This is a genomic window from Microcoleus sp. FACHB-1515 (assembly GCF_014696105.1).
In the GTDB taxonomy this organism is placed as follows: Bacteria; Cyanobacteriota; Cyanobacteriia; order Elainellales; family Elainellaceae; genus JAAUTJ01.
The window spans coordinates 46,305-69,935 of record NZ_JACJPO010000011.1 but is presented as its reverse complement, the minus strand read 5'-3'; the positions used below and the strand labels follow the sequence as shown (position 1 = coordinate 69,935).

The 23,631-nt window shown below is 53.0% G+C and carries 23 protein-coding genes; 10 read left to right on the top strand and 13 right to left on the bottom strand.

The window, feature by feature from the left end; genetic code table 11:
- Positions 1-38 precede the first annotated feature (38 nt).
- From galK to H6F67_RS02190, 5 genes are all read right to left on the bottom strand, one after another.
- Positions 39-1,097 carry a galactokinase gene (galK, locus tag H6F67_RS02210; RefSeq protein WP_190762885.1) on the bottom strand — a complete coding sequence of 353 codons (1,059 nt, stop codon included), beginning with the start codon at positions 1,095-1,097 and terminating at the stop codon, positions 39-41.
- Positions 1,098-1,103: 6 nt separating this feature from the next.
- Positions 1,104-2,201: a Xaa-Pro peptidase family protein gene (locus H6F67_RS02205; protein ID WP_190762883.1), complete on the bottom strand. Its 1,098-nt coding sequence runs from the start codon at positions 2,199-2,201 to the stop codon at positions 1,104-1,106.
- The gene (galT, locus tag H6F67_RS02200) at positions 2,198-3,298 is read right to left on the bottom strand and encodes a galactose-1-phosphate uridylyltransferase (protein WP_190762881.1); all 1,101 of its coding nucleotides are present in this window, start codon (positions 3,296-3,298) and stop codon (positions 2,198-2,200) included. The genes H6F67_RS02205 and galT overlap by 4 nt, the downstream gene beginning before the upstream one ends.
- A gap of 394 nt (positions 3,299-3,692) precedes the next feature.
- Entirely contained in the window at positions 3,693-5,591 is a 1,899-nt protein-coding gene (locus H6F67_RS02195) for a glycoside hydrolase family 2 protein (protein WP_190762879.1), read from the bottom strand.
- Between the two features lie 92 nt (positions 5,592-5,683).
- Positions 5,684-6,082 (bottom strand): signal peptidase I, encoded by a 399-nt coding sequence (locus H6F67_RS02190; protein ID WP_190762877.1) that lies wholly within the window; start codon positions 6,080-6,082, stop codon positions 5,684-5,686.
- A gap of 529 nt (positions 6,083-6,611) precedes the next feature.
- On the opposite strand from H6F67_RS02190, the gene glf reads away from it, so the two are divergent.
- Positions 6,612-9,029, top strand: a complete 2,418-nt coding sequence (glf, locus tag H6F67_RS02185; RefSeq protein ID WP_190762875.1) for a UDP-galactopyranose mutase — start codon at positions 6,612-6,614, stop codon at positions 9,027-9,029.
- 96 nt (positions 9,030-9,125) lie between these two features.
- A complete protein-coding gene (locus H6F67_RS02180; protein WP_190762873.1) occupies positions 9,126-11,351 on the top strand; it encodes a family 1 glycosylhydrolase in 2,226 nt (741 codons plus the stop codon).
- Positions 11,352-11,389: 38 nt separating this feature from the next.
- Here the strand turns inward: H6F67_RS02180 and H6F67_RS02175 are convergent, their stop codons facing one another.
- The gene (locus H6F67_RS02175) at positions 11,390-11,632 is read right to left on the bottom strand and encodes a DUF6761 family protein (RefSeq protein ID WP_190762871.1); all 243 of its coding nucleotides are present in this window, start codon (positions 11,630-11,632) and stop codon (positions 11,390-11,392) included.
- A gap of 341 nt (positions 11,633-11,973) precedes the next feature.
- Between H6F67_RS02175 and H6F67_RS02170 the strand changes: the two genes are divergently transcribed.
- Entirely contained in the window at positions 11,974-12,759 is a 786-nt protein-coding gene (locus H6F67_RS02170) for a response regulator transcription factor (protein WP_190762869.1), read from the top strand.
- On the opposite strand, the gene H6F67_RS02165 is transcribed toward H6F67_RS02170, so the two are convergent.
- From H6F67_RS02165 to H6F67_RS02150, 4 genes are all read right to left on the bottom strand, one after another.
- The gene (locus H6F67_RS02165) at positions 12,756-13,508 is read right to left on the bottom strand and encodes an ATP-binding cassette domain-containing protein (protein WP_242020454.1); all 753 of its coding nucleotides are present in this window, start codon (positions 13,506-13,508) and stop codon (positions 12,756-12,758) included. The two genes, H6F67_RS02170 and H6F67_RS02165, sit on opposite strands and share 4 nt — an antisense overlap.
- Positions 13,505-14,080, bottom strand: coding sequence for a hypothetical protein (locus H6F67_RS02160; protein WP_190762865.1), 576 nt, complete (start codon positions 14,078-14,080; stop codon positions 13,505-13,507). The genes H6F67_RS02165 and H6F67_RS02160 overlap by 4 nt, the downstream gene beginning before the upstream one ends.
- Positions 14,081-14,147: 67 nt before the next feature.
- Entirely contained in the window at positions 14,148-14,882 is a 735-nt protein-coding gene (locus tag H6F67_RS02155) for a pentapeptide repeat-containing protein (RefSeq protein WP_190762863.1), read from the bottom strand.
- Between the two features lie 6 nt (positions 14,883-14,888).
- Positions 14,889-15,527 carry a hypothetical protein gene (locus H6F67_RS02150; protein ID WP_190762861.1) on the bottom strand — a complete coding sequence of 213 codons (639 nt, stop codon included), beginning with the start codon at positions 15,525-15,527 and terminating at the stop codon, positions 14,889-14,891.
- A 19-nt stretch (positions 15,528-15,546) separates the two neighbouring features.
- Here H6F67_RS02150 and H6F67_RS02145 point away from each other — a divergent pair, with 19 nt between their 5' ends.
- Positions 15,547-15,702: a hypothetical protein gene (locus tag H6F67_RS02145; RefSeq protein WP_190762859.1), complete on the top strand. Its 156-nt coding sequence runs from the start codon at positions 15,547-15,549 to the stop codon at positions 15,700-15,702.
- 29 nt (positions 15,703-15,731) lie between these two features.
- The gene (gene dapB, locus H6F67_RS02140; RefSeq protein WP_190762857.1) at positions 15,732-16,562 is read left to right on the top strand and encodes a 4-hydroxy-tetrahydrodipicolinate reductase; all 831 of its coding nucleotides are present in this window, start codon (positions 15,732-15,734) and stop codon (positions 16,560-16,562) included.
- A 313-nt stretch (positions 16,563-16,875) separates the two neighbouring features.
- On the opposite strand, the gene H6F67_RS02135 is transcribed toward dapB, so the two are convergent.
- The 3 genes from H6F67_RS02135 to H6F67_RS02125 form a co-directional block, all read right to left on the bottom strand.
- Positions 16,876-17,436 carry a sugar O-acetyltransferase gene (locus tag H6F67_RS02135; RefSeq protein ID WP_190762855.1) on the bottom strand — a complete coding sequence of 187 codons (561 nt, stop codon included), beginning with the start codon at positions 17,434-17,436 and terminating at the stop codon, positions 16,876-16,878.
- Positions 17,433-17,954, bottom strand: coding sequence for a hypothetical protein (locus tag H6F67_RS02130; RefSeq protein ID WP_190762853.1), 522 nt, complete (start codon positions 17,952-17,954; stop codon positions 17,433-17,435). The genes H6F67_RS02135 and H6F67_RS02130 overlap by 4 nt, the downstream gene beginning before the upstream one ends.
- A gap of 78 nt (positions 17,955-18,032) precedes the next feature.
- The gene (locus tag H6F67_RS02125) at positions 18,033-18,611 is read right to left on the bottom strand and encodes a Uma2 family endonuclease (RefSeq protein WP_190763031.1); all 579 of its coding nucleotides are present in this window, start codon (positions 18,609-18,611) and stop codon (positions 18,033-18,035) included.
- 148 nt (positions 18,612-18,759) lie between these two features.
- Here H6F67_RS02125 and H6F67_RS02120 point away from each other — a divergent pair, with 148 nt between their 5' ends.
- From H6F67_RS02120 to H6F67_RS02100, 5 genes are all read left to right on the top strand, one after another.
- Entirely contained in the window at positions 18,760-19,761 is a 1,002-nt protein-coding gene (locus H6F67_RS02120; protein WP_190762851.1) for an ABC transporter ATP-binding protein, read from the top strand.
- Position 19,762: 1 nt separating this feature from the next.
- Positions 19,763-20,560 carry an ABC transporter permease gene (locus H6F67_RS02115; protein ID WP_190762849.1) on the top strand — a complete coding sequence of 266 codons (798 nt, stop codon included), beginning with the start codon at positions 19,763-19,765 and terminating at the stop codon, positions 20,558-20,560.
- Between the two features lie 166 nt (positions 20,561-20,726).
- Positions 20,727-21,839 carry a spermidine/putrescine ABC transporter substrate-binding protein gene (locus tag H6F67_RS02110; protein ID WP_190762847.1) on the top strand — a complete coding sequence of 371 codons (1,113 nt, stop codon included), beginning with the start codon at positions 20,727-20,729 and terminating at the stop codon, positions 21,837-21,839.
- Between the two features lie 18 nt (positions 21,840-21,857).
- Entirely contained in the window at positions 21,858-22,769 is a 912-nt protein-coding gene (locus tag H6F67_RS02105) for an ABC transporter permease (protein WP_190762845.1), read from the top strand.
- Between the two features lie 18 nt (positions 22,770-22,787).
- Positions 22,788-23,591: an ABC transporter permease gene (locus tag H6F67_RS02100; RefSeq protein ID WP_190762843.1), complete on the top strand. Its 804-nt coding sequence runs from the start codon at positions 22,788-22,790 to the stop codon at positions 23,589-23,591.
- The last annotated feature ends 40 nt before the right edge of the window (positions 23,592-23,631 follow it).

Below are 23,631 nucleotides of genomic sequence, written 5' to 3'. Positions count from 1 at the left end.
AAGGCGATCGATTCGGGCAGCGTTTACTCCGACAGTGCTTACGGAACCAAGGTGCGTCCGGAGTACCCCTTTTGACGGTATTGTGCTAGCGCCTGTTGTGCGATCGCTTCAGCTTTTCCTTCAGCAACCAGCGCAACACAAGCGCCACCAAAACCTGCTCCAGTCAGCCTTGCACCAAACACATCCGGCATCGCTTGGAGAATTGCAACCAGCGTATCAAGGCCAGCGATCGACACTTCATAGTCATCGCGCAAGCTGGCGTGAGAAGCGTTCATCAATTCGCCGAACTGCTGAGTGCTAACGCCATTTCGAGCAGTTAAAACGCGAGCGTTTTCGGTAATAACATGGCGGGCACGCTGTTGAAGTGGAGCAGGTAAATTGGCGATCGCCGCTAGATCATTGATGTCTCTCAATGCTGAAACACCTAACAATTTTGCGGCAGCTTCACATTCTGCCCGTCGCTGATTGTATCCGCTCGTTGCTAAAGTGCGTGGAATGCCGCTGTCGAGAACTAAAATTTCAGATTCAGCAGGAAAAGGTAAAAGTTGGCGATCGAGCGATCGGGTATCGAGAAATAGTAAATGATGCGTATCTGCCAAACTTGATGCCATTTGATCCATAATCCCGCACTGCACACCTGCATATTGCCGCTCGGCTTGTTGAGCAAGTTGGGCAATGCGAACATCATCCAGATCAAGCTGCAAAAGCGATCGCAACCCTCTTAGCATTGCCACTTCTAACGCGGCACTACTAGATAGCCCAGAGCCGATTGGCACTCTTGAAGTAATAAAAACATTGAGCGGTCGAATCGAAATTCCCTCGGCTGCTAAAACGCGAATACAGCCTAACAAATAGCTAGCAAAACCTTCGGATGACGAGTCGAGCGGGTCAACAGTAATCTGCTGTGCTAATTCTTGCGAATAAAAGTGGTGCTGGCTGTCTTTACTAAATCCTAAAGACACAATCGTCTGCTGCCCAATTGCAGTTGGTAACACAAATCCATCGTTGTAGTCCGTATGTTCTCCGAGTAGATTCACTCGTCCAGGTGCGCTAGCTTCAATCTGGGGAGCTTGCTCAAATACTTGCTCAAAATTCATGATCACTTAATCTAGTTCTAGTGGAATGGGTCGATCGCGCCCTTCTACATTCACACTAATCCAGTTTGGATCAAACGTCAGATTTTCTAAAGTACCATCGGCTTGAATAATAAAAGTATCCTCGATTTTAGCTCCTGGCAAACTAGGATTCCAAGCAATTGCCATTCCTGCCATGAGCGCATCGTTTATCTGTGGATTTGCTACAACTTCTCGCGCCAAATAGCCCGTAGTTCCGCCTTGATGATGTTCGCGAATTGCTTGCGGAAAACCGCACTGTTCGTAAGCTTGAGCGATCGAGCCATATACTGAATTCAAAGTTGCATTAGGCTGCGATCGATTCAGCGCAACGGCTTCAATTTCTCGCACTTTTTCGTGCAGTTTCACCTGTTCATCAGGCAGCGATCCAAAGCAAATGAAGCGGGTAAGATTGGCATACAAACCTGATTTTCGTGCACAAAACACCATCATTGCCATTTGCCCGATCGTCGCTGCGGTTGGCAGAGGATGACGATACAGCGGCAGGCGTCGTTCACCCGCCACAAGGGTTAATGCGGGATGCAGACCGCGCGACCACATCGCCGCCGCACCTGCTCCGGCCAGTTCATACTCTGTCCAAGTGGGCTGCGCCTGAGACATTGCCTCAGTCATTGCTTCAGTGGCAAGCCGTCCAACTTGACGGTAGCGATCGATTTCACTCGGCAACAAAATCCGCTTTTGGTGCAGCAGGGTTGTCGGTAGAGCCGCTTCACCAGCGGTGGGACGATCGCTCAAAATTGTGCCGCCACCCGTCGTTTTCTGCACAAAAATTTCGCGCTTTGCAAACTCCGCCCAAGGATTCACCTGAAGCTGAAAGTCGGCGGATAGTTGCTCATCGATTAAGCGCTGAGCTTCAATTTCGTCGGTTAAAATCCAAGCATTTTGTGCAGTCACAAAAACTTCAGCAACACCTGTTTCTGCTGCTAGCAAAACGCTATTGGATGCGCCTGCTGTTGCCCAAGCAAACCAGTCTGTGCCGCGCAAACGAATTGCTGCTGCACTCGTTTCATCTAGTGCTTCACGCATTCGATCTAGCTTGTGTGAAATTTCTGCGGATGGCGTTGTCATAGTGATGAATTACTGTTGAGATCGATCGCCACTGCTTGAAGCTCTTTCGCCTTTTCTTCAGGCAGCGCATCGTTCGCAAACATTCCCGCTGCCAGTTCAGTTCCAGCAAGATATTTGAGGCGATCGCGCGTGCGATAGGGCGGATAAAATTCAGCGTGAAAATGCCATTCGGGGTGGAGATTACCGTCCGTAGGCGCTTGAAACCAAGCCATGAGATAGGGAAAAGGTCGCTTCCACAAGCCGTCAAACTTGAGCGTTACGGTCTTTAATGCTGTTGCTAAACTGTTTCGCTGCTCAGGAAGAAGATCGGAGAAACCTGTTAGCGGCTGAATCGGTGCGAGCCAAACTTCATAAGGGTAGCGGGCGCAGACGGGCACAAAAGCGATCGACCATTCATCCCGGTATAAAATGCGGCGATCGTCCTCAATTTCTTTTTGAATTAAATCTTGCAAAAGTCCGCGCTGATGCTGCTGATAGTATGTTCGTTGAGTTGCCAGCATTCGCGCCGGAACCGGAGGTACAAACGGATAGGCGTAAATTTGTCCATGTGGATGATGCAGCGTTACGCCAACTTCAACGCCTTTATTTTCAAACGGTAAAACATACTGAATCTGTGAATTTTGACTGATCGTTTGAGTTCGATCGCCCCAAACTTGCAGCAGCAATTCGAGATGATCGATCGGCAATGAACTCAGCGAAGCTTGCGGATTTTGCGTGAACACAACGACCTCACAAACGCCATTTGCAGGCAGCGTTTCCACAATTTGAGCAGGTGGATCGTGGGCGGCGATCGTCATGGAGGGAAAGCGATTTTCAAACACCGCAATGTCATACTCGCCTTCTGGTAATTCTGTCGGAAACTCCGAATTTTTGGTGGGTGCGAGCGGATTATATTCAGGCGGCGGCATAAATGTCCGTCCCTGTCGATGGCTAGCGTAGGCAACCCATTCGCCCCGCAACGGATGCCAGCGCAAATGCGGATTTGCCTGCACCGATTCGCGGCTTGGACTGGTGGCAACGATCGCATCTGAAATCGATCGCCGACTATAGAGCGTCAGCGATCGACCGTCTGGCTTGAGCAGCTTTTGAAAATACATTCCAAATTTCGAGAATGTGTGTTTTGAGCTTTGCTTTCTTTGGTCGATCAATCAACACCTGAAGGCAGAATTCTCTGTAAAGAAATGCTGTCGAGTTTGGCACAGCCAGCGGCAAATTTTTCGTATAGACAGCCTTTACAGCATTTGCGGATGAATTGCCTTTTGTAAGGGTATGTGATGACGTGACCCTACAAAGGTCTAAATGGCATAGGACTGAGGCAGAAGCCGTGAACTCAAGTTCCGGCTGAAAGCGCAAACCCATTCAAATGGGTTGGTTTGACAGGCTGAGTCCGTTTGAACTGACTGGAGCTTTGAGCGTTGGAAATTCATTTCCGCGTGACAATGCGTCAGTCCTATGGCAGATGAATCGACAGTGGCTATTGAGGTTGAAGGGCTAATGGCCTTGACCCCCACCGCACTGCGGTAGCACTGGCTGTGTGGAAGGTGGCATGAGCGCCTCTAGGGGCTGCAAAACTCGTCCCAATGTAGCTGCCGCAATCGCTTCTAGCGGAAATTTAGGGGTGCGATCGGCATACAGCAAACCGTTGGCTTCTTGGAAAGTGTCTGTTAGCTGCGTGTAGCAAAAGCCGCTGAACAGTTCAATCTGGTTGACAGTGGCAAGCAGATTAGTGTAGCGAATTTGCAGTTCCGAAAGGTTGGACGATCGCACATAGCCCCAAGTTGAATGCTCAAATTCGCGATTGGTGTAGGCAATGCCGCCAAACTCCGTGAGCATCATGGGTTGACCTTGATGCGGATAGCCGTCGAGCGTGAGGACGCGCCCGCCCGGACGCTGGCGATCGAACAAATCTGAGAGTTTCACTTCGGGGCCATAGCGGTTGGCGAGTCGCTGCGGCTGATTTTCGTAGTCGTGAATTGCCAAAATGTCGGTTGCGGTGCTTTCCCAGCCGTCATTGCCAACCACAGGACGAGTCGGATCGAGCGTTTTGGTGAGGTGGTAGAGGGCTTGGACGTAGTTGCGGTGGGCGGGCGTCGCGCTCAAATCCGGCACGCCCCAAGATTCGTTGAACGGAACCCAAACCACAATGCAGGGATGGCTGGCATCGCGATCGATCACTTCTGTCCACTCACGGGTGAGGCGATCGACGGCTTTGGGCGTGAAGCGATAGGCGCTCGGCATTTCCTCCCAAACCAAGAGTCCCAAAACATCTGCCCAGTACAAAAAGCGCGGGTCTTCGATCTTTTGGTGTTTGCGAACGCCGTTGAAGCCCATCGCCTTGACGAGTTCCACATCGCGCCGCAACGCTTCATCAGAAGGCGCAGTGGTCAGCGTGTCCGGCCAGTAGCCTTGATCGAGGATGAGCCGCAGGTAGTAAGGCTGGCCGTTGAGCATGAATCGATCGCGCTGAATCGAAACCGTCCGCATTGCCGTGTAGGACTGGACGCGATCGAGCAGCTTGCCTTCGTGCCAAAGCTGAATTTCAGCATCAATCAGCGTCGGCTTTTCCGGTCGCCACAGTAGTTCGTTGCGATAGTCGTCGATGCCCGGATCGGAAAGGGCAATGCGGCGGTGAATTTCGCCGTTCAAAACGGCGTAGGTGTCGTTGACGAGAATTTGCTGGCCTGCCGTCAGCTTGACCTGAAGCTGAAGATTGTCCACAGGTTCACCCGCAATGAACGCTTCCACGCCAATTTCCCAGCGCTCAAAGTGCGGCGTCCAGCGCAGGCGATCGAGATAGGTCGTTGGAACGCGCTCTAGCCAAACGGTTTGCCAGATGCCAGAGGTGCGCGGATACCAAATGCTGTGCGGATGTAGCTGCCAGTCCTGTTTGCCTCTGGGCTGAGCGAGATCGTGCGGGTCATCTTGTGCCCAAACGGTAATCCGCTGCGAACCAGTCGGCTGCAAAACATCAGTGATGTCCACCTGAAACGGCGTGTAGCCGCCTTGATGGTCAACCACAAATTCACCGTTCACCCAAACTCGCGCTTCGTAGTCCACTGCGCCGAAGTGGAGGATCACTCGTCCTTCGCCCGCTGGCAAATCGAACTCGCGCTCATACCAGCAGTTCGGGTGAAATCCGGTATCGCCAATGCCGCTGCGGGTTGACTCCGGGGCGAAGGGAACCTCGATCGAATGCGTCCACTCCACTACGTCAGTAGGACGGGTAAACCGTCCCGTATCGTCATAGGCAAATTTCCACGTGCCGTTGAGCGACATCCAATCGTTCCGGCGCAGTTGCGGGCGCGGGTAGGCTGCGTCTATGGGTGGCGCGATCGCGCCACTCAGATCGCAGGGATAGCGGTCTTCCAAACACCGACCAAATGCTTTCATGCTCGAACCTCGGCCTTTGCAACGTGAAGAGGGTTTCGATGGCCTTTCCTATTTAACCCTTTCTACGTCTAAAGGTATAGATTTAACTCTTCTTATTTCATTGTATCCCCTGGGGCAGATGGAAAGCGTACGGTTAGTACGGTAGCGGCCTCCTCCACTCGCCAACTATGAGGAACACCAGGAAGCCACAGCACATAGTCGCCTGCTTGCGTGAGGAGAATTTCACGAGTCCGTCCCGGCAGCCCTTCGGGATCGAGAAAATACAGCCGAAAGCGTCCGTGAATCAAAATTGACAGCGTGGTGGCCGTGCGATTCGTACTCCACTCGCTGCGCTGTTCGCCCGCTGCATGAGCTGCCCACTTCACTTCAACATCCGCAGTTTGGCGGGCAGGATGAGCATCGATGAAGTGCCCCACGAACCAGCCGCGCCGACTAGCACCATCTGCAAGCGCGTTTCCAGAGACGATGTTTGAGGAAAAATCGGGCTGCATTGCGATCGCGTCAATTTCAAATTCTATTTCAGTAGGTTCTCAGAGGTACACATAATTAAACATAAAACCCATAGACCCAGTAACACCCGCTAAGAGGATGTTTTAGAGGCTCTACTGTCGGTAGCAACAATTTCAGATCCCCCTAAATCCCCCTTAACAAGGGGGACTTTGAGGCTGCTCCCTCCTTGTTAAGGAGGGCTAGCAGGGGAGCAGCAGATGACTAAACTCACAGCAAACCACTTTTCAAACACCCGCTAAAAGCGCTACTGGGTTTTGGAGCTGGTTTTGAATCAAGGGAGGCTATTGAATTGAATTAATCGCTACGATTGTTTATCTTCGAGATGTTAAGAATAATCGAGCTAACTGTATTGAAAACTACTAGTTTACTTAACATGCAATAGTCTTTAATTTGGAATTCGCTTATTTCTGTAGATAGAGGTAATTAGAACGGGTTGTAAGGCAATTATTGAGGGGTCACTTCAAAAAGTGATTCTACGAGAATCATTGTCAAAAATTTTTTAACATCAATATGTCGTACCAGCCCACTCGATCGCAAGATAATCATTACAAAAACGGTTCGCAAAATCAGCAAACATTGCTGTCTAGTGAGGTGTTGTCCTCTAGCTTATATCTGTCCTCATCGAAATTTGTAGATGATCTAGATGAACCAAAAACGACGATCGCCGCAACCGCTGATTTGATTTGCTTTTCGCACTTGCGCTGGAATTTTGTGTATCAAAGACCTCAGCATCTCCTGAGCCGTTTTGCTCAACAGCAGCGTGTCTTTTTCATCGAAGAACCGATCGCCCAGGCAGGCATTGAAGAACATCTGGAAATTTGTAATCCGACTGACAACGTTTGGATTGTGATTCCTCACCTGCCCACAGAACTAGGGGAAATTGACTCAACCTTTGCCCAGCAACGACTGCTTGAGCAATTGCTCAAAGAATACAGCATCGATCGCTACATTTGCTGGTATTACACGCCGATGGCGCTGGCTTTTTCCTATCATTTGGAACCGCTGGCGATCGTCTACGACTGCATGGATGAACTATCAGCCTTTAAGGGGGCTTCCCCAACGCTGAAAGCCAGGGAAGCCGAGATTTTTCGTCGTGCAGATGTGGTATTTACGGGCGGACAAAGCCTTTACGAAGCCAAGCGCAAGCAGCATGAAAATATCTACGCTTTTCCTAGCAGTGTGGAGGTCGCGCATTTTGCTCAGGCGCGATTGATAACGGAAGAACCTGCCGACCAAGCCAACATTCCGCATCCGCGACTGGGTTTCTTTGGCGTGATTGATGAACGAATGGATATTCAGCTATTAGCTGATATTGCGAATACTCGTCCCGACTGGCAGTTCGTGATGATTGGCCCCGTTGTCAAAATCGATCCGGCGACGCTGCCGCAGCATGAAAATATCCACTATCTCGGCGGTAAAACCTATCAGGACTTACCGAACTATCTAGCCGGATGGGATGTGGCGATGCTGCCGTTTGCCCGCAATGAATCGACGCAGTTTATCAGCCCCACTAAAACACCGGAATATTTGGCAGCCGGAAAGCCTGTTGTTTCCACTTCAATTCGCGATGTGGTGCGGCCTTATGGTCAGCAAAAAATGGTGCGAATTGCAGATAGCGCGATCGAGTTTGTTGCCGCAGCCGAAGCAGCAATGCGCGAAGATACGCCGCAATCGAACTGGATGAGTCGAGTTGATGCGTTCCTGGAGCAAATTTCCTGGGATCGCACACAGGCATCGATGCTTAAACTCATTGAAGAAGCGATCGCTGCCAAACAATCTTCATTAACAGGAATTCCCCGAATTTCAGCCGAATCAAGAGAATTTGCGTTCGATTACTTGATTGTTGGAGCCGGATTTTCTGGCAGCGTGATTGCACAGCAATTAGCGACATCGGGGAAGAAAGTGCTAGTGGTCGATCGCCGCAACCACATCGGCGGAAACGCTTATGATCACTACGATCGCGCTGGCATTCTGGTTCACAAATACGGTCCACACATCTTCCACACCAATTCGCGTGAGGTATTTGAATATCTATCTCAATTCACCGAATGGCGCTCCTATGAACATCGCGTTCTTGCGAGCGTCGATGGTCAACTGCTGCCGATTCCGATCAATCTCGACACAATTAACAAGTTCTATGGATTGAATTTGAATTCCTTCCAGGTAGAAGAATTTCTTGCATCGCTGGCAGAACCGAAAGATCATATCTACACTTCTGAAGACGTTGTAGTGAGCAAGATCGGACGGCAGCTTTATGAAAAGTTTTTCCGCAACTACACGCGCAAACAGTGGGAACTTGATCCGTCGGAACTCGATCGATCCGTAATCGCTCGTATCCCAATGCGAACTAATCGCGACGATCGCTATTTCACCGATAGCTATCAGGCGATGCCGCTACATGGCTTCACCAAGATGTTTGAAAACATGCTCAATCATCCGAACATTAAAGTGATGCTCAACACCGACTATCGCGAAATTGAGAAAACGATTCCCTGTCGCGAAATGGTGTACAGCGGTCCTGTGGATGAGTTTTTCAACTATCGGTTTGGCAAGCTGCCCTATCGATCGCTCAGCTTCAAACATGAAACGCACGACAAGCCGATTTTTCAGCCTGCGCCTGTCGTCAACTATCCCAACGAACACCTCTACACGCGCATTACCGAGTTCAAATATCTCACTGGGCAAGAACATTCCAAAACCAGTGTTGTCTATGAATTTCCGCAGGCAGAAGGCGATCCTTACTATCCGGTTCCGCGTCCTGAAAATGCCGAAATCTATAAGCAATATAAAGCGCTTGCGGATGCGACACCAAACGTGCATTTCGTTGGTCGATTAGCAACCTACAAATACTACAACATGGATCAGTGTGTTGCTCAAGCCCTCACAGTTTACAAGCAAATTGTGAACAACTCGCTTGAAAAAATTTGAGCTGCGTGACGCATTCACTGGAACGATCGCAATTAGAAATCAATGATTAGTCGCGATCGTTCCTTTCAATTTCCACTCTTCTTAACTCATCCACAAATGCATTGCCAACCAACCAACCTGCCACCGCTCGAAATTTGGGCAGGCGTTGAATGTACCGTCAATCGTGTGGGCGATCGCTATTTCGACCAGCTAGAGCGCAACGGTCATGCCGAGCGGCTTGACGACCTCGATCGATTTGCCGCACTGGGAATTCGGGCGATGCGATATCCCGTTTTGTGGGAACGCATCGCCCCAGACGGTGTACTCGACTGGCAATGGACAGACGAACGGCTGATCCGACTGCAACAGCTTGGGATTCGCCCGATCGCTGGACTGGTGCATCACGGCAGCGGCCCCCGCCACACCAGCTTGATCGATTCGGCCTTTCCCGAAAAGCTGGCCAACTTTGCGCGGGCAGTGGCCGATCGCTATCCCTGGCTCGACTGCTACACGCCCATTAACGAACCGCTCACGACCGCTCGGTTTAGCGGCCTGTACGGTCACTGGTATCCGCACGGGCGCAACGAGAATACGTTTCTTCGCGCTCTGCTCAATCAGTGTCGGGGAACGGTGCTGGCGATGCGATCGATCCGGCAGGTGAATTCGCAGGCGCAACTGCTGCAAACCGAAGATTTAGGCAAGATCTTCAGTACGCCACTGCTGAGCTATCAAGCTGAGTTTGAGAACGATCGCCGCTGGCTGTCATTCGATTTGCTCTGCGGTCGGGTCAACCGCGATCATCCGCTGTGGAGTTACCTGCTGAATGCTGGCATTGCTCCAGCGGAACTGCACTGGTTTCAAGACAATCCTTGTCCGCCGGACATCATCGGCATCAACCGCTATGTCTGTAGCGATCGCTTTTTGGATGAACGGCTCGATCGCTATCCGTCGCACACGCACGGCGGCAACGGTCGGCATCAGTACGCAGATGTGGAAGCGATCGGCGTTCGTGCCGAAGGACTCTACGATCATGTCGCGCTGCTCAAAGAAGTCTGGGAACGTTACCAGCAGCCGATCGCCATCACGGAAGCACATTTGGGCTGCACAAGGGAAGAACAGTTGCGCTGGCTCAATGAAATTTGGCAGGTTGCACAACGCTTACGCGATCAGGGCATTGACTTTCGAGCCGTCACGGTTTGGTCGCTGCTGGGAAGCTATAGCTGGAATAGTCTGGTGACTCGCGCCGATGATTTCTATGAACCAGGCGTGTTTGATCTGCGATCGCCCGCTCCGCGACCGACGGCGATCGCTCAGATGATGACTGATTTCGCAGCGGGACAACCCTACAACCATCCGCTATTGTTGGGGGCGGGCTGGTGGCAGCGATCGCAGCGACTACGCTATCCGCCTGTAATCTGCTCTGACCTGAACGGCTGCATCGATGCGCCAACGATCGCTCACTCGCCTCTGATGCGGCAAGCTCAAAAGGCGATCGCTGTGCCGCCACTTCTAATTACGGGCGCGACGGGCACGTTGGGTCAGGCTTTTGCTCGACTGTGCGAACTGCGCGGCATTCCTTACTACTTGCTGTCGCGGCAGGAAATGGACATCACCCAGCCCGAAATGGTGCAGCAGGTGCTGGATGAATTGCAGCCTTGGGCAGTCGTTAATACGGCGGGCTATGTGCGCGTTGATGATGCCGAACGGGAACCGCAGTTGTGTCGCTGCATCAATGCCGATGGAGCAGCAATTTTGGCGGAAATCTGTGCTCAACGCGATATCCAACTGGTTAATTTTTCTTCTGATCTGGTGTTTGATGGCGATCGCAATCAGCCGTATCTAGAGCGCGATCGGGTTGCGCCACTCAACGTTTATGGACACAGTAAAGCGCAGGCAGAACGCTGGGTTTTGCAGCATCACCCTGGCGCTTTAGTAATTCGCACCAGCGCTTTCTTTAGCCCTTGGGACAACTATAATTTCCTCACAGTTGCCTTGCGATCGCTCATGGATCACAATCATTTTGTTGCCGCCGATGATACCGTTGTTTCTCCTACTTATGTTCCTGATCTGGTTCATGCCACGCTCGACCTTCTGATAGATGGTGAAAGCGGCATTTGGCATTTAGCCAATCAGGGCGCGATCGCCTGGGCAGACTTGGCTCGTCAGGTGGCAAAGCAAGCAGGTTTGACTCAAGCAAACGTTGAGGCGCGTCCAACAAAAGCACTCGGTCTAGCCGCAGCGCGTCCGAGCTACAGCGTGTTGGGCAGTGAACGCGGCATCTTGCTACCCACTTTGGATGTAGCGATCGACCGCTACCTACACGATCGCAGGATGATCCACTAAAGCGTTCTTGATAGCGGGTTGAGGTTTCGCGATCGCGCTTAGTAGTAGTCGGGTTCAGACTGTGGCAGTTCAAAGTTTGACGGGTCGTGAAGATAGCGGAGGGCTTCTTCTTCGAGGCGATGAATCAGGTAGGGTTCGATCGCGTTGCTGTGTCGCAGGGCGGCCAGATAGCCGTCAAGATACAGGCGAAGTTCGTCGAAGCGATAGCCACGATTCCACTGTTCCACGAGGGCGTCGGAAAGCCACTGGTAGTAGCGAATCGTTTGAGTGTCCTGAAGCATAGCGGTGACTGAATGAGAATGGAAAGAACTACAGTTCGTCGCGAGCGAATGAAATAAATCGCGTCTAGAAGCTTGTCTGGGAGACAATTACACGAGATGTAGAGGTTAGGGCGTCTCAGTCAGTGCGGGTTCCTCCTGGCAAGGTGAAACTGGATAATCTTCATTTTAACCGTATGATTTCCTAGTTCTTCTGTCGGCTGAAGTATTGTGTCCTACAAAATCGAGTCAAAATGAGGATCGATCGCAAATCCAGCCTCTGTGAACTCCAGCAGTAGCAGGCATTACAAACTGGCAGATTTGAGTTTGTTAGGCTGAAGCCACTCTTCATCGGCTGAACATCAGTGGGTTCTGTCTGTATCCAAATTGTTGAAGGCAATCCGCATTTGCGATCGCTGCTCGGCTGGCACTTGCAGCAGAGCGGCTTTAACGTCGTTCAGTCGCCTGATTTGCACCATGCCAGAGAACTGTTTCAATCGCGGCAACCAAACTTGGTGATTCTCGATTCGGAACTGCCCGATGGTGACGGCATCGAGTTTTGTCGCTGGATTCAGCAGCAGCAGCAGGCAATGGTTTTGATGCTCTCTGCCCGCAGCAGCGAGGCCGATATTGTCATGGGCTTGCGGGCGGGTGCAGACGACTACCTCACCAAGCCGTTTGGAATGCAGGAATTTCTGGCACGGGTGGAAGCTTTGACGCGCCGCAGTCGATCGCCCGTTGCTCCTGCCGCACTCGACTTTGGCGACCTCAAAATTGACCTGGTTCAGCGACGGGTGCGCTACAAAGATGATGTGATCGAACTGACGCCGCAGGAATTTAGTTTGCTGTATGTGCTGGCGCAGGCGGGCGGATTGCCCTTGAGTCGATCGGAACTGCTGCAACGCGCTTGGCCGGATGCGATCGACAATCACCGCACGGTCGATACGCACGTCCTTTCGCTGCGAAAAAAGCTGGAAGTCGATCCGCGTCAGCCAAATCTAATTCAAACGGTGCGAAACGTTGGCTATCGGCTCAATGCCGAACTTGCCAAGCCCGACGAACCTGTGATGAAGCGCCCAGAGGCGAAGCCATCGTCCCGTCCGGCTCGATCGCAACCGCATTCCTTCTCGCGCTTTGCCGAAGGCCATTAATCCCACTCGGTCGCTACGTCCGCTTCCGCCTGCGCGATCGAATCTTCAACGCTTTCCCAGTCCAGTCGATCGCTCGACTCCTGCCACAGCAGCTTGCCCTGATGCAGACACCAAACACGCTGCGCCCACAATCGCACCAGTTCAACGTGATGCGTGCCGATGACGATCGTTGTTTGCCGCAAAGCGGAATCTTGCAGAATATTGAGCAACTGCTGACGGCGATCGCCATCCAGCGCCCCAAACGGTTCATCGAGCAGCAAAACAGCAGGTTCACAAACGCAGGCGCGGGCGATCGCAATCCACTGACGCTGATTGAGCGTGAGCTGCACTTCGGTTTTGTTGAGCCAGTCAGACGGAATTTGCAGGCGATCGATCCAATCTGTCACCCGCTGCTGAATGACGGTTGAACTCAGATTGCGGAAGGCGAGCGGGTAGGCGATCGCGTCGCGGACGGTCATGCCCAAGAGTCGCGGTTCCGGCAGAACGAGCGTGACGGTTTGACGCAGTTGGGCGATCGGAATTTGCCGCAGGTCGCGTCCTTGAAACAAAATGCTGCCTTGACTGGGATCGATCAGGCGATTGAGCAGGCGCAGAAGCAGCGTTTTTCCGGCTCCGGTTGCTCCGATCAGGGCGCAGCGATCGCCCGCCATCAATTCGCAGGAAATGCTTTGCAGCAGCAGATGCGAACCGAGCGGCGGGCGGAGGCTGACTTGCTCAAGCTGCCACTGATTGACAGCGGCATGATTCAAGCGGGAATTCCGTGTAGGGCTGTCCAAATTGTCCATCCGTCGATCGCCAGCAGAAACAGCGAAAAAGTCAGCAAAATCAAGTACATCCAGGGTTGCGCCAGCATCATCACGTCTTGCGTGTCGATTCCCGTCCGCGCCTGCACAATCCGCACAAGCTGAGCAAATCCGGCCACGCGCATCGGCAGCAAATAGCCTTCACCCGATCGACTCAGCAAATAGTAAACCAGTCCGCCCTGTCCGGTCGATCGCGGTTTGAGCGCCTGCACCTCTGCCCAAGGCAGCGACCAGCCTTTGCGAAAAATTTTGGGAACCCAAGCGGGATAAGTCACCTGAATTTGGTGTTCATCCACGATCACGCGCTCGGTGAGCGCGGCGTAGAGGGCGATCGCCCCCAATGCAATGCCGATCGCCAGCAGGTTCGGTGGAATTGGTGCTTGCGTGGCTGTTGCCAGAAACGGCAGCGGCAGCATCAAGGCGAAATACAGCAACAGCAGCGTCAGGCGAATCAGCGGAGAGAGGCGGAAGGTGCGATCGATCGGTTCAGCAGCGATCGAGGGATTCGAGTCAGTCATAGCGAAAGGATGCGGCAACCTTCACATCTTAAGAGGTGCAACCGGATTGGTGCGAGTGAGAATCACTTTAACCGTCTATCTGGGGTGGAAGTGCTGCACCTTCTAGCTGAGCGTGATGCAAATCTGCACCGAGGAGAAAACTCGATCGCAAATCGACGTTTTGCAAATTCGATCGCGTCAAGTTCGTGCCGCGCAGCAGCGATCGATCCAGCCGCGCTTCGGTCAAATCGGCCTTACTCAAGTTTGCCCAGCGCAAATCGGCTTCGGATAAATCGGCTCCGCTCAAATTTGCACTTGCCAGATACGCACCGATCGCATGAATCGCAGAGAGATTCGCCTGCGTGCAATTTGCTCCCGCTAAATGAGCATTGACGATCGCCACTGCGTGCAGATTGGCCTGCGTCAGATCGGCAAAATCGAGACTGGCGCGATCGAGCCGCGACAAGCTGAGGTTCGATCGACTCAAATTTGCCCCGCTCAAGTTAGCATCGCGTAAATCCGCGTCCCACAAGTTTGCGCCAATCAAATTTACCCCGCTCAGATCCGCACCGCGCAAAATGGCCTGCCGCAAATCTGCGCCGATCAAGTTTGCGCCTTGCAAATTTGCGCCGCTGAGGTTTGCGCCTTGCAAGGTGGCAATCGCCAAATCCGCTTGCGTCAAATTCGCATCGCGTAAATCCGCCGCCTGCAAATTGACGTTGCTCAAATTCGCGCCTGCCAAATCCGGCGTGACGTGCGGATAGTGCGATCGCCACTCGTTCCAACCGCTGGTGAGCCGCCGCAGATGTTCAAGATTCGCCATCGATCGCTATTCCTTGCGGGTGGAAGCGACTTCGCGTCCGGCGACATTTTCCATTGCGCCCAGCACGGCTCGCGAGGCGGCCAAAATGTCGCGCTCCGCTCCGCCCAAAAACAAGCGGCCAAAGCTGCCGACTGCCGACACTTGCAGGATGTTGATCAGCGCGGCTTTTTCGGCTTCGTTGGCGGCAAGGGCGGCATAAGCGGCAGGTTCCACTTCAAACACATACAGCGTTTGTCCAGCCAAGATCATGTTGCCTCGGCGCGATCGATTAATCAACTGCACATGATAGGCGTCCATGTTGCGAATAATCTGGCTCGACACGATGCGCGGCTTCAGGCAGTCGCGCCGACTTGCCCCCATCGCCTCAAGAATCGCTTGCCCTGCTGCTTTGGTTTCGCCCTGATTGCTCGAATGCACTTCCAGCAAGCCATACAGCCGCTCGATGAACAATACGCCCGGACGCACCACTGCCGACTTGAGCGCGACATCCATCAGGCGATTAATCTCGATGCCGGGAGAAATTTCAATCCACAATGAGGCATCTCCGGGCAGCGGCAAAAATCCGGTTGAAACTGTGCCAAGATAAGCAGCGTGCTGAGGCTGGACGTTATCCAAGTAAACGTAGCTGCGTAATTCTGTTCCCACTTCGTCTCCAGCCGAACTCGTGCCAACATCTGAGTTTAACGTGCAACCCGTGTTGCGATCGCAGCTTTGCGACTTCCGGCTACGTCATCCCCTTGAATTTCTGGCGGCTCAAGCGCGATCGAACCAAGAAATTTCACCCGCAGCAACTCGCTTGATCTGCCCTGCTGTGATCTAAAATGCCTTTGGCGATCGCAAGGCTTGACAATGGTTTCATCTGCTTCTCCCATTCCCGTAGTGGTCAACGGTGCAACTGGCAAAATGGGTCGCGAAACCGTCAAGGCGATCGCGCAGGCCAGCGACATGACTCTTGTGGGCGCGATCGCTCGCAATCCTGCTTTGATTGGACAGGACATCGGTGAAATTGCTGGCTGCGGAGCGCTAGAAGTTCCCGTTCTGGAGCAGCTTGAGCCGACATTAGTGCAGGCTGCTCAGGAACGCCAGCCCGCTGTGATGGTGGATTTCACGCATCCCGATCGCGTCTATGACAGTGTGCGAGCCGCGATTGCGTATGGGGTGCGTCCGGTTGTGGGCACAACGGGCCTGAGTGAAGACCAGCTTGCGGATCTGGCAGATTTTGCCGACAAAGCCAGCACGGGCTGTGTGATCGCGCCGAATTTTTCGATCGGGATTGTGCTGTTGCAGCAAGCGGCAATTCAAGCTTCGCAGTATTTCGACTATGTGGAAATCATCGAACTGCACCACAACCAAAAAGCCGACGCGCCCAGCGGTACAGCGATTCAAACCGCTCAGCTTTTAGGCGAATTTGGCAAACCGTTTAATCCGCCGCAGGTCGAAGAAACCGAGAAAATTGCGGGCGCACGAGGTGCAGTTGCAGATGAAAATATTCGCATCCACAGCGTTCGCCTACCCGGACTAATCGCCCACCAGGAAGTGATTTTTGGAGCCGCCGGACAGATTTACACGCTGCGCCACGATACGAGCGATCGCGCCAGCTACATGCCCGGTGTGCTGCTCTCGATTCGCAAAGTGCTTCAGCTTCAGTCGCTGGTTTATGGCCTGGAAAAGCTGCTGTGAGGGGTGTCAGGTGTTTCCCTCGCTTGGCGCACCCGACACCCGATCCTAAATAAGAAATTGTCCGGCTCCATAAGCCCCCAGAGCCGGACAATCTACCTGTAAGGACGCTCCTTGGTGGAAGTGGGTCAAGCGGCTCAAATTGCCCCCTAGCCGCCGGATGCTTCCAAAAGCGCTCTCCAGAGTTGAATCCATTGTGCAGTGACAGACAATTGAGCTACGTCGAGACAACTACCGAATTTTCCAAGCGATGCGTGCTCGATCGCCCCTGCAAATCCGTAAATTCACGCCTGACCTCGCCAGCAGCACAATTGCTTTACGAATCGATCGATCGCACCACCCGACAAGGATTGCCCACTGCAACCACGTTAGCCGGAATATCTTGGGTGACAACGCTGCCTGCACCGATCGTCGTGTTGTCGCCGATCGAAACACCGGGAAGAACAATTGCACCGCCGCCGATCCAGACGTTGTGGCCGATGCGAATTGGCAGGGCAAATTCTAGACCGCTCGATCGCACGATCGGATCGAGTGGATGCGTGGCCGTGTAGATCTGAACATAAGGGCCGCACTGAAGATTGTCCCCGATGTGAACTTCGTTGCAGTCGAGAATGACACAGCCGAAATTCATGTACAGGTTGTCTCCAGCGTAGATGTTGCTGCCATAGTCGCAGTAGAACGTCGGCGTAATCGAGGGGCTTACTCCGACTTGGCCGAACAGCGATCGCAACAGTTCCTCACGGCGATCGGCTAGCGTGGCGCTGTTGAATTCCCGCAGCAGGTCGAAGGCGCGATCGTGCATTGCGGCTAGTTCTGGATCGACAGCGCGATAAAGTTCGCCAGCCAGCATTTTTTCGCGTTCGGTTTTTTCAGTCATGAGTGTGGAGAATCCTCAGCGAGCAGGGCGCGGACTTCTTTGAGCAGTTCTTCCTGGGCTTGCTGCATGGTTTCTAGTTTTTGCAGCATCACGGTCAAGCGTTGCTGTTTGGACGTGAGCATCGGTTGAGCGGGCGGTTTGCGCCTCAGCCCACGCAGCCCGATCGCAAATAGCCATTGAATCAGCAACAGGGGCGATCGCAGAATTCCCAGCCAAATTTGCTCGGTGAGCCGAGCGATCGCCTGAAGCAATCCGCTCAGCAGCAGCAGCACAACGAACAGCAGTCCCAACGTCAGCAGCGGATGATCCACGCCCCAGCCAAACAGCGGATGCGCCTGAAGCCAATCCGCGATCGGCTGCGTCAGTGCCCCTTGAACGCCGCTACTCCAGTTGCCGATCGAAGTTTGCACGGGCAGGCGAACCGCCTCGATCGAATGCGTCAATCGAGAAGTCATCTGTTCGGCAGGTTCGCGCCAACTCGTCTGTCGCCAATGTTGCTGCCAGTGCAATCCGTTCATGGTTTGTAATGCTGATGGTTCGATCGAGCTAATCGCGATCTTGCCCAATCTCGATCGAAAGTTGCTATCTCCACAAAACTAATCCCACAGAAATTCCAGGTTGAGAACAAATCCCGGAAGAACAATTTCATCTGAAAGTGTCGCAGGTTTTTCTAATATTTCGGTCGCACCATTCGGGCGATGAATTTCTACTCGTTGCGTCTGCGGATCGATCAGCCAACCGAGCTTGACACCGCTATCAATGTATTCTTTAAGTTTGGCTTGAACGTCGTTTAAGCGATCGCTAGGTGACAGTAATTCGAGGACAAAATCCGGGGCGATCGGTGGAAATTTTTCTTTCTGTTCGGGCGTCAAAGCGTCCCAGCGGTCTTGTCGAATCCAGGCGACATCGGGCGATCGCTCTGTCCCAGTTGGCAGCTTGAAACAGGTGGAAGAATCAAACACGACACCAAGTTTACTTTGTTCATTCCAAATTACAAACCGAGCCGTTAAACTCGCGTTGCGTTTTCCAGTCTCGCCACCTGTTGGAGGCATAATAATCAACTCTCCTTTAGTGTTGCGCTCGAATTTGACTTCAGGATTTGCCCTACAAAGCTGATAGAACTGTTCATCCGTCATTTCAAAAACAGAATTGAAATTGATGGTATAGGCTGTCATGGCGTGGCGATCGCGCAATTTACCCAACATTTTATCTCAGGCAACCCTGCCCCATCGCGATCGCCTACAATAGGCAGCGCGGCTACACAGAAGGTCGTCGATTGAGTAGGCTAGTTTGGCCTGGAAACGTTCTTCGGAAGTGAGAAATATGATCGAAGTCGAAAATTTAACCAAGGTTTACGCTTCCACTCCGGCGATCGCAGACGTTTCTTTTGCCGTTGAACCAGGGGAAATTCTGGGATTTCTGGGACCAAACGGAGCCGGAAAAACCACGACGATGCGGATTTTGACCGGGTATTTGCCCGCCAACAGCGGCACAGCGCGAATTGCCGGACACGACGTGCATACCGACTCGATGGCGGTGCGGAAGCGGATCGGCTACCTGCCCGAAACGCCGCCGCTGTATACCGATATGAGCGTCGAAAGCTTTTTGTATTTCGTGGCGCGAATCAAAGGCGTTTCAGCGGGCGATCGCGCCACTCGCGTCACCTCTGCTCTCAAGCGCTGCAACCTGGAAGAAAAACGGCGCGTCTTGATTCGCAAACTCTCAAAAGGCTTTCGGCAGCGGGTCGGAATCGCTCAGGCGATCGTGCATGACCCGCCCGCGATCATTCTGGATGAACCGACGGTCGGGCTTGATCCGCGTCAAATTATCGATGTACGGAACTTGATCAAAAGTTTGGCGGGCGATCACACGATTATTCTTTCGACGCATATTCTGCCAGAAGTCAGCATGACCTGTAGCCGCGTGGCGATCATCAACAAAGGGCGGATCGTGGCGACGAATACGCCCGATCAGCTTGTGACGCAGTTGGGTGGCAAAACGCGCTATGAACTCGAAGTGGAAGGCGAATTTGAGGCCGTGCGGAATCGACTGGGCGCGATCGAAGGTGTCCAGTCGGTCGAATCCCTACGGCTTACCGATGCGCCAGAAGGACGCTATCGGATTCGCGTCGAGTCGCAGTCTCCCGTTGATGCAGGGCGATCGATCTCAACGGCGATCGTTCAGTCGGGTTTGGGACTGTATGAAATGCGGCGATCGCAGGTCAGCCTGGAAGATGTGTTCTTGCAGCTAACGACCGAGGAAGCGATCGATCCTGCTGATGCCGATGTGAACGAATCAGACGAACCGCGTGAAGGAGCCGCTTAAGATGGGAATTATTTTTGCCAACATTATCGCCATCTATCGCAAAGAGCTACAGGGCTATTTTGCCTCACCGTTTGCCTATGTGATTGCCGGAATTTTTTGGGTTTTGAGTGGCTTTTTCTTTACGTTAATTTTGCTGGGGCCAGAAGGTTTAATTGTCGGAGCTGCCGCGCAAGATCAGCAGGGCGGTGGCCCACCGATCGATGTGCCCTATCAGTTTTTGAGTATATTTTTGAGCGTATTGGGATCGATCGCCCTGTTCCTGTTGCCGATGCTGTCGATGGGACTTTATACCGAAGAACGCAAGCGCGGCACACTGGAATTATTAGCAACTTCTCCCGTCACAAACTGGGCAGTTGCGCTGGGCAAATTGCTCGCCGTTCTGACATTTTTCATCACAATGCTGCTGCCATTCATGGCGTTTGAAGCGTTTGCACTCTCTGCTTCGAGTCCGCCGATTCAACCGACTGTTTTTTGGTTGGGGCACTTGGGATTAATTTTGCTGGCGGCGGCGATTTTGTCGCTGGGCATGTTTGTTTCGTCGTTGACGGATAGCACAATTTTGGCTGCGGTGATGACCTTTGCGATCGTCCTTTTGCTTTGGGTCATTGACCAAACTGCAAACAGTATCGGCGGCAATTTCGGCGCGGCGATCGGTCATTTAACGCTCGTAAAGCACTACACCAATTTCATACAAGGGATTTTTTCCAGCAGTAGCCTGATTCTGTTTGGCAGCTATGTCGTGTTGGGCTTGTTTCTGACTGCACAAGCGATCGAAGCCTTCCGCTTTCAGCGCTCTTAATTTTTAGAATTAAGCATTTTTAGAATTGAGCAACTGCTGTTTCGATCGGCTTTCGCGATTTGTGCCAGAGCAGAGGTGATAGTGTAGGGGCATCTAGAATTTCTGGGAAATTTCTAGCGCGATCGCTTGTCTTTCGATTTGTCTGTCCAGAAAATTTCATGGTCTAATGAACGCACTTTCTCGATCGCCTTCGACCCGACGCCGTTTTCTGCAATTTTCGGCAGCGGCTTTGTCCGGCGTGGCGCTGGCCTGTCGGCCTCAAATTGCCGATACTGGCTCCGACAACTCTGGCGGCGGCAGTTCCGGCCAAAATTCGCTGAGCATCTACTCGTGGTCAAACTATTTTGACGATGAACTGCTGAGCAGCTTTACGGAGGAAACTGGAATTCGCGTCGTGGCAGATGTCTTCGACTCAAACGAAACGATGCTTGCCCGTGTGCAGGCCGGAGGCGGCGCGGCCTACAGCATCATCTACCCGTCTGACTACATGGTGCAGCAGATGATCGAACTCGATCTGCTCACCGAACTGGACAAATCCAAGCTAGAAGGACTTGATAACCTGCTGGAGCAATGGCGAAATCCGGTTTATGACCCGAACAACGCCCACAGCGTTCCGACCACTTGGGGCACAACGGGCTTAGTGTTCAGTCGATCGCGCCTCAACCCTGCTCCTGCCGACTGGGATTTTCTGTGGGAAAACCAAAGTCGGCTAAACGGGCGGATGACGCTGTTCAACGACGTGCGCGAAGTGATGGGCGCGGTTCTCAAGTCGCTCGGCTTTTCGTACAACTCGACCGATCCCACTGAAATTGAAGCCGCCTACAACCGTTTGCGCGAACTCAAGCCTGCGATCGCCTCGTTTACGACAGACGGCTGGCGCGACCAGCTTGTGACCGGAGATTTGCTGATCGCAATGGGCTATTCCAGCGATGCGATCGATCTACAAAGCGAAGCGCCCGACATCGAATATGTGATTCCGGCCAGCGGTTCTTCGCTGTGGACGGATACGATGGTGATCCCCAAAACCGCGCCGAATCCCGAAGGCGCTTATGCCTGGATGAATTTTCTGCTGAAGCCGGAAAATGCGGCTCGTGCGGTCGATCGCCTCAAGTTTGCCACGCCAAATCGAGCGGCGATCGATCTGCTCAGTCCTGAATTGAGAAACAACGAAAATCTGTTTCCGCCTGCTGAAGTTTTGGCAAAATGTGAAGGAATCGCCCCGGTGGGAGCGGCGACCGAACTGTACGATCGCTATTGGACACAGATCACCAGCGCATAATCTCATCGCGTATCAGCTATGGCCGCTTCTTCTCCTTCCGCTTCGACTCCGGTTCAAACGAGTTCACCGTCGATCGCCAATCGCCTTTCGCGCCTGGTTCAGCCGCTGTTGCTGCTGGCTCCGGCTGGGGTTTGGCTTTTTCTGCTGCTGGTGATCCCCACGCTGATGATCCTCAACATCAGCTTGATCCCCGGTTTGCGTCCCGGTGAAATTCCCGGTGCATACGGCTTGGGAAACTTCCTGAGAATTTTCGACCCGATTAATTTGCGCGTCATGGGGCGATCGCTCTACTTCGCGATCGGCACGACGATTATTTGTCTGCTGCTGGGCTTTCCCGTTGCCTACTGGATCGCTTTGCTTTCGCCTCCGCGCTGGCGAAATCTGCTGCTGGTTGCGTTTGTGCTGCCGCTGTGGACATCCTCGCTGCTGCGCGACTACGCCTGGATTACGATTTTGCGACCGACAGGCGTATTGAATTCGTTCCTCGGCGCGATCGGTCTGCCGCCACAATCACTGCTCAACACGGGCACAGCCGTAATCATCGGCTTGAGCTACAGCTTTTTGCCCTACATGGTGCTGATTTTGTATGCCTCGCTGGAAAAACTCGATCGCCGCCTGCTCGAAGCCGCTGCGGATTTGGGCGCAAATGCCCGTCAAGCTTTCCTGAAAGTCACCGTCCCGCAAACCTTACCGGGAATCGCCGCAGGCAGCCTGTTGGTCTTCATCATCAGCCTGGGTGATTTTGTCGCGCCAGAACTGCTGGGCGGCGCATCCAGCATGACGATCGCCCGCTTAATCTACAACCAGTTCCTCGGAGCTACGCGCAACTGGGGCTTTGGCTCCGCGCTGAGCATGATTTTGATTCTCGCTGTGAGTTTGGCGATCGCGCTGCTGTTGCGCTATGGCGATCGCGACATCGAAAGCTACTAGTTAAACGAGTTTGAACTGATGACTCAATCGACGCGATCGCTTCCTTCTTGGCAAACCCTGTTCACCTGGCTCATGTTCGGCTTCATGTACCTGCCGATCTTGGTGCTGGCGTTCTATAGCTTCAATGCCTCGCGCTACAGTGCCGGATGGGAAGGCTTCAGTTTGCGCTGGTATGCCAGCATGATTCAAGACCAGCGGATTTTGTCGGCCTTGAAAGACAGCTTGACGGTGGCGTTTACGGCTGTGGTGGTGTCGGCGGTGCTGGGCACAATGATGGCGGTTGGGCTGGCGAAATTTCGGTTTCCGGGCAAAAGTTTGTATCGCGGCGTGTCGTATTTGCCGCTGATTATTCCCGACATTGCGATCGCCGTTGCGACGCTGGTGTTTCTCGCCTCGGTCGGTCTTGCCTTGAGCATCTGGACAATTATTGCAGCGCATATTGTGTTTTGTTTGGCGTACATTGCGATCGTCGTTTCCACTCGCTTATCCGGCCTGAATCCGCATTTGGAAGAAGCCGCGCTCGACTTGGGCGCAAATCCGTTTCAGGCGTTCATCAAAGTGCTGCTGCCGGAAATTGCCCCTGCGATCGTCTCTGGTTGCCTGCTGGCCTTTGTGTTGAGCATGGATGACTTTTTGATTTCCAGCTTTACGGCGGGCGGCGGCGCGACGACTTTGCCGATGGAAATCTTTAGCCGCGTTCGCACCGGAGTCAAGCCAGACATGAATGCGCTCAGCGTTGTGCTGATTTTGGCGTCGGGCGCATTGGCGTTTGCGTCGGAATATATTCGCTATCGCAGTGAGCAGCGACGACTCGGGCAGTAAGCGCGATCGTTGCTCAATCCTTCATCTGTGGGCAAACTAG

Coding starts and splice junctions, on each gene's coding strand:
- H6F67_RS02190 (WP_190762877.1), bottom strand. CDS start 6,082: ATGCAGCCCGATTTTTCCTCAAACATCGTCTCTGGAAACGCGCTTGCA.
- H6F67_RS02105 (WP_190762845.1), top strand. CDS start 21,858: ATGGCCGCTTCTTCTCCTTCCGCTTCGACTCCGGTTCAAACGAGTTCA.
- H6F67_RS02135 (WP_190762855.1), bottom strand. CDS start 17,436: ATGACTGAAAAAACCGAACGCGAAAAAATGCTGGCTGGCGAACTTTAT.
- galT (WP_190762881.1), bottom strand. CDS start 3,298: ATGTATTTTCAAAAGCTGCTCAAGCCAGACGGTCGATCGCTGACGCTC.
- H6F67_RS02160 (WP_190762865.1), bottom strand. CDS start 14,080: ATGACTGACTCGAATCCCTCGATCGCTGCTGAACCGATCGATCGCACC.
- H6F67_RS02110 (WP_190762847.1), top strand. CDS start 20,727: ATGAACGCACTTTCTCGATCGCCTTCGACCCGACGCCGTTTTCTGCAA.
- H6F67_RS02125 (WP_190763031.1), bottom strand. CDS start 18,611: ATGACAGCCTATACCATCAATTTCAATTCTGTTTTTGAAATGACGGAT.
- H6F67_RS02155 (WP_190762863.1), bottom strand. CDS start 14,882: ATGGCGAATCTTGAACATCTGCGGCGGCTCACCAGCGGTTGGAACGAG.
- galK (WP_190762885.1), bottom strand. CDS start 1,097: ATGAATTTTGAGCAAGTATTTGAGCAAGCTCCCCAGATTGAAGCTAGC.
- H6F67_RS02130 (WP_190762853.1), bottom strand. CDS start 17,954: ATGAACGGATTGCACTGGCAGCAACATTGGCGACAGACGAGTTGGCGC.
- H6F67_RS02120 (WP_190762851.1), top strand. CDS start 18,760: ATGATCGAAGTCGAAAATTTAACCAAGGTTTACGCTTCCACTCCGGCG.
- H6F67_RS02180 (WP_190762873.1), top strand. CDS start 9,126: ATGCATTGCCAACCAACCAACCTGCCACCGCTCGAAATTTGGGCAGGC.
- glf (WP_190762875.1), top strand. CDS start 6,612: ATGTCGTACCAGCCCACTCGATCGCAAGATAATCATTACAAAAACGGT.
- H6F67_RS02115 (WP_190762849.1), top strand. CDS start 19,763: ATGGGAATTATTTTTGCCAACATTATCGCCATCTATCGCAAAGAGCTA.
- dapB (WP_190762857.1), top strand. CDS start 15,732: ATGGTTTCATCTGCTTCTCCCATTCCCGTAGTGGTCAACGGTGCAACT.
- H6F67_RS02175 (WP_190762871.1), bottom strand. CDS start 11,632: ATGCTTCAGGACACTCAAACGATTCGCTACTACCAGTGGCTTTCCGAC.
- H6F67_RS02195 (WP_190762879.1), bottom strand. CDS start 5,591: ATGAAAGCATTTGGTCGGTGTTTGGAAGACCGCTATCCCTGCGATCTG.
- H6F67_RS02100 (WP_190762843.1), top strand. CDS start 22,788: ATGACTCAATCGACGCGATCGCTTCCTTCTTGGCAAACCCTGTTCACC.
- H6F67_RS02205 (WP_190762883.1), bottom strand. CDS start 2,201: ATGACAACGCCATCCGCAGAAATTTCACACAAGCTAGATCGAATGCGT.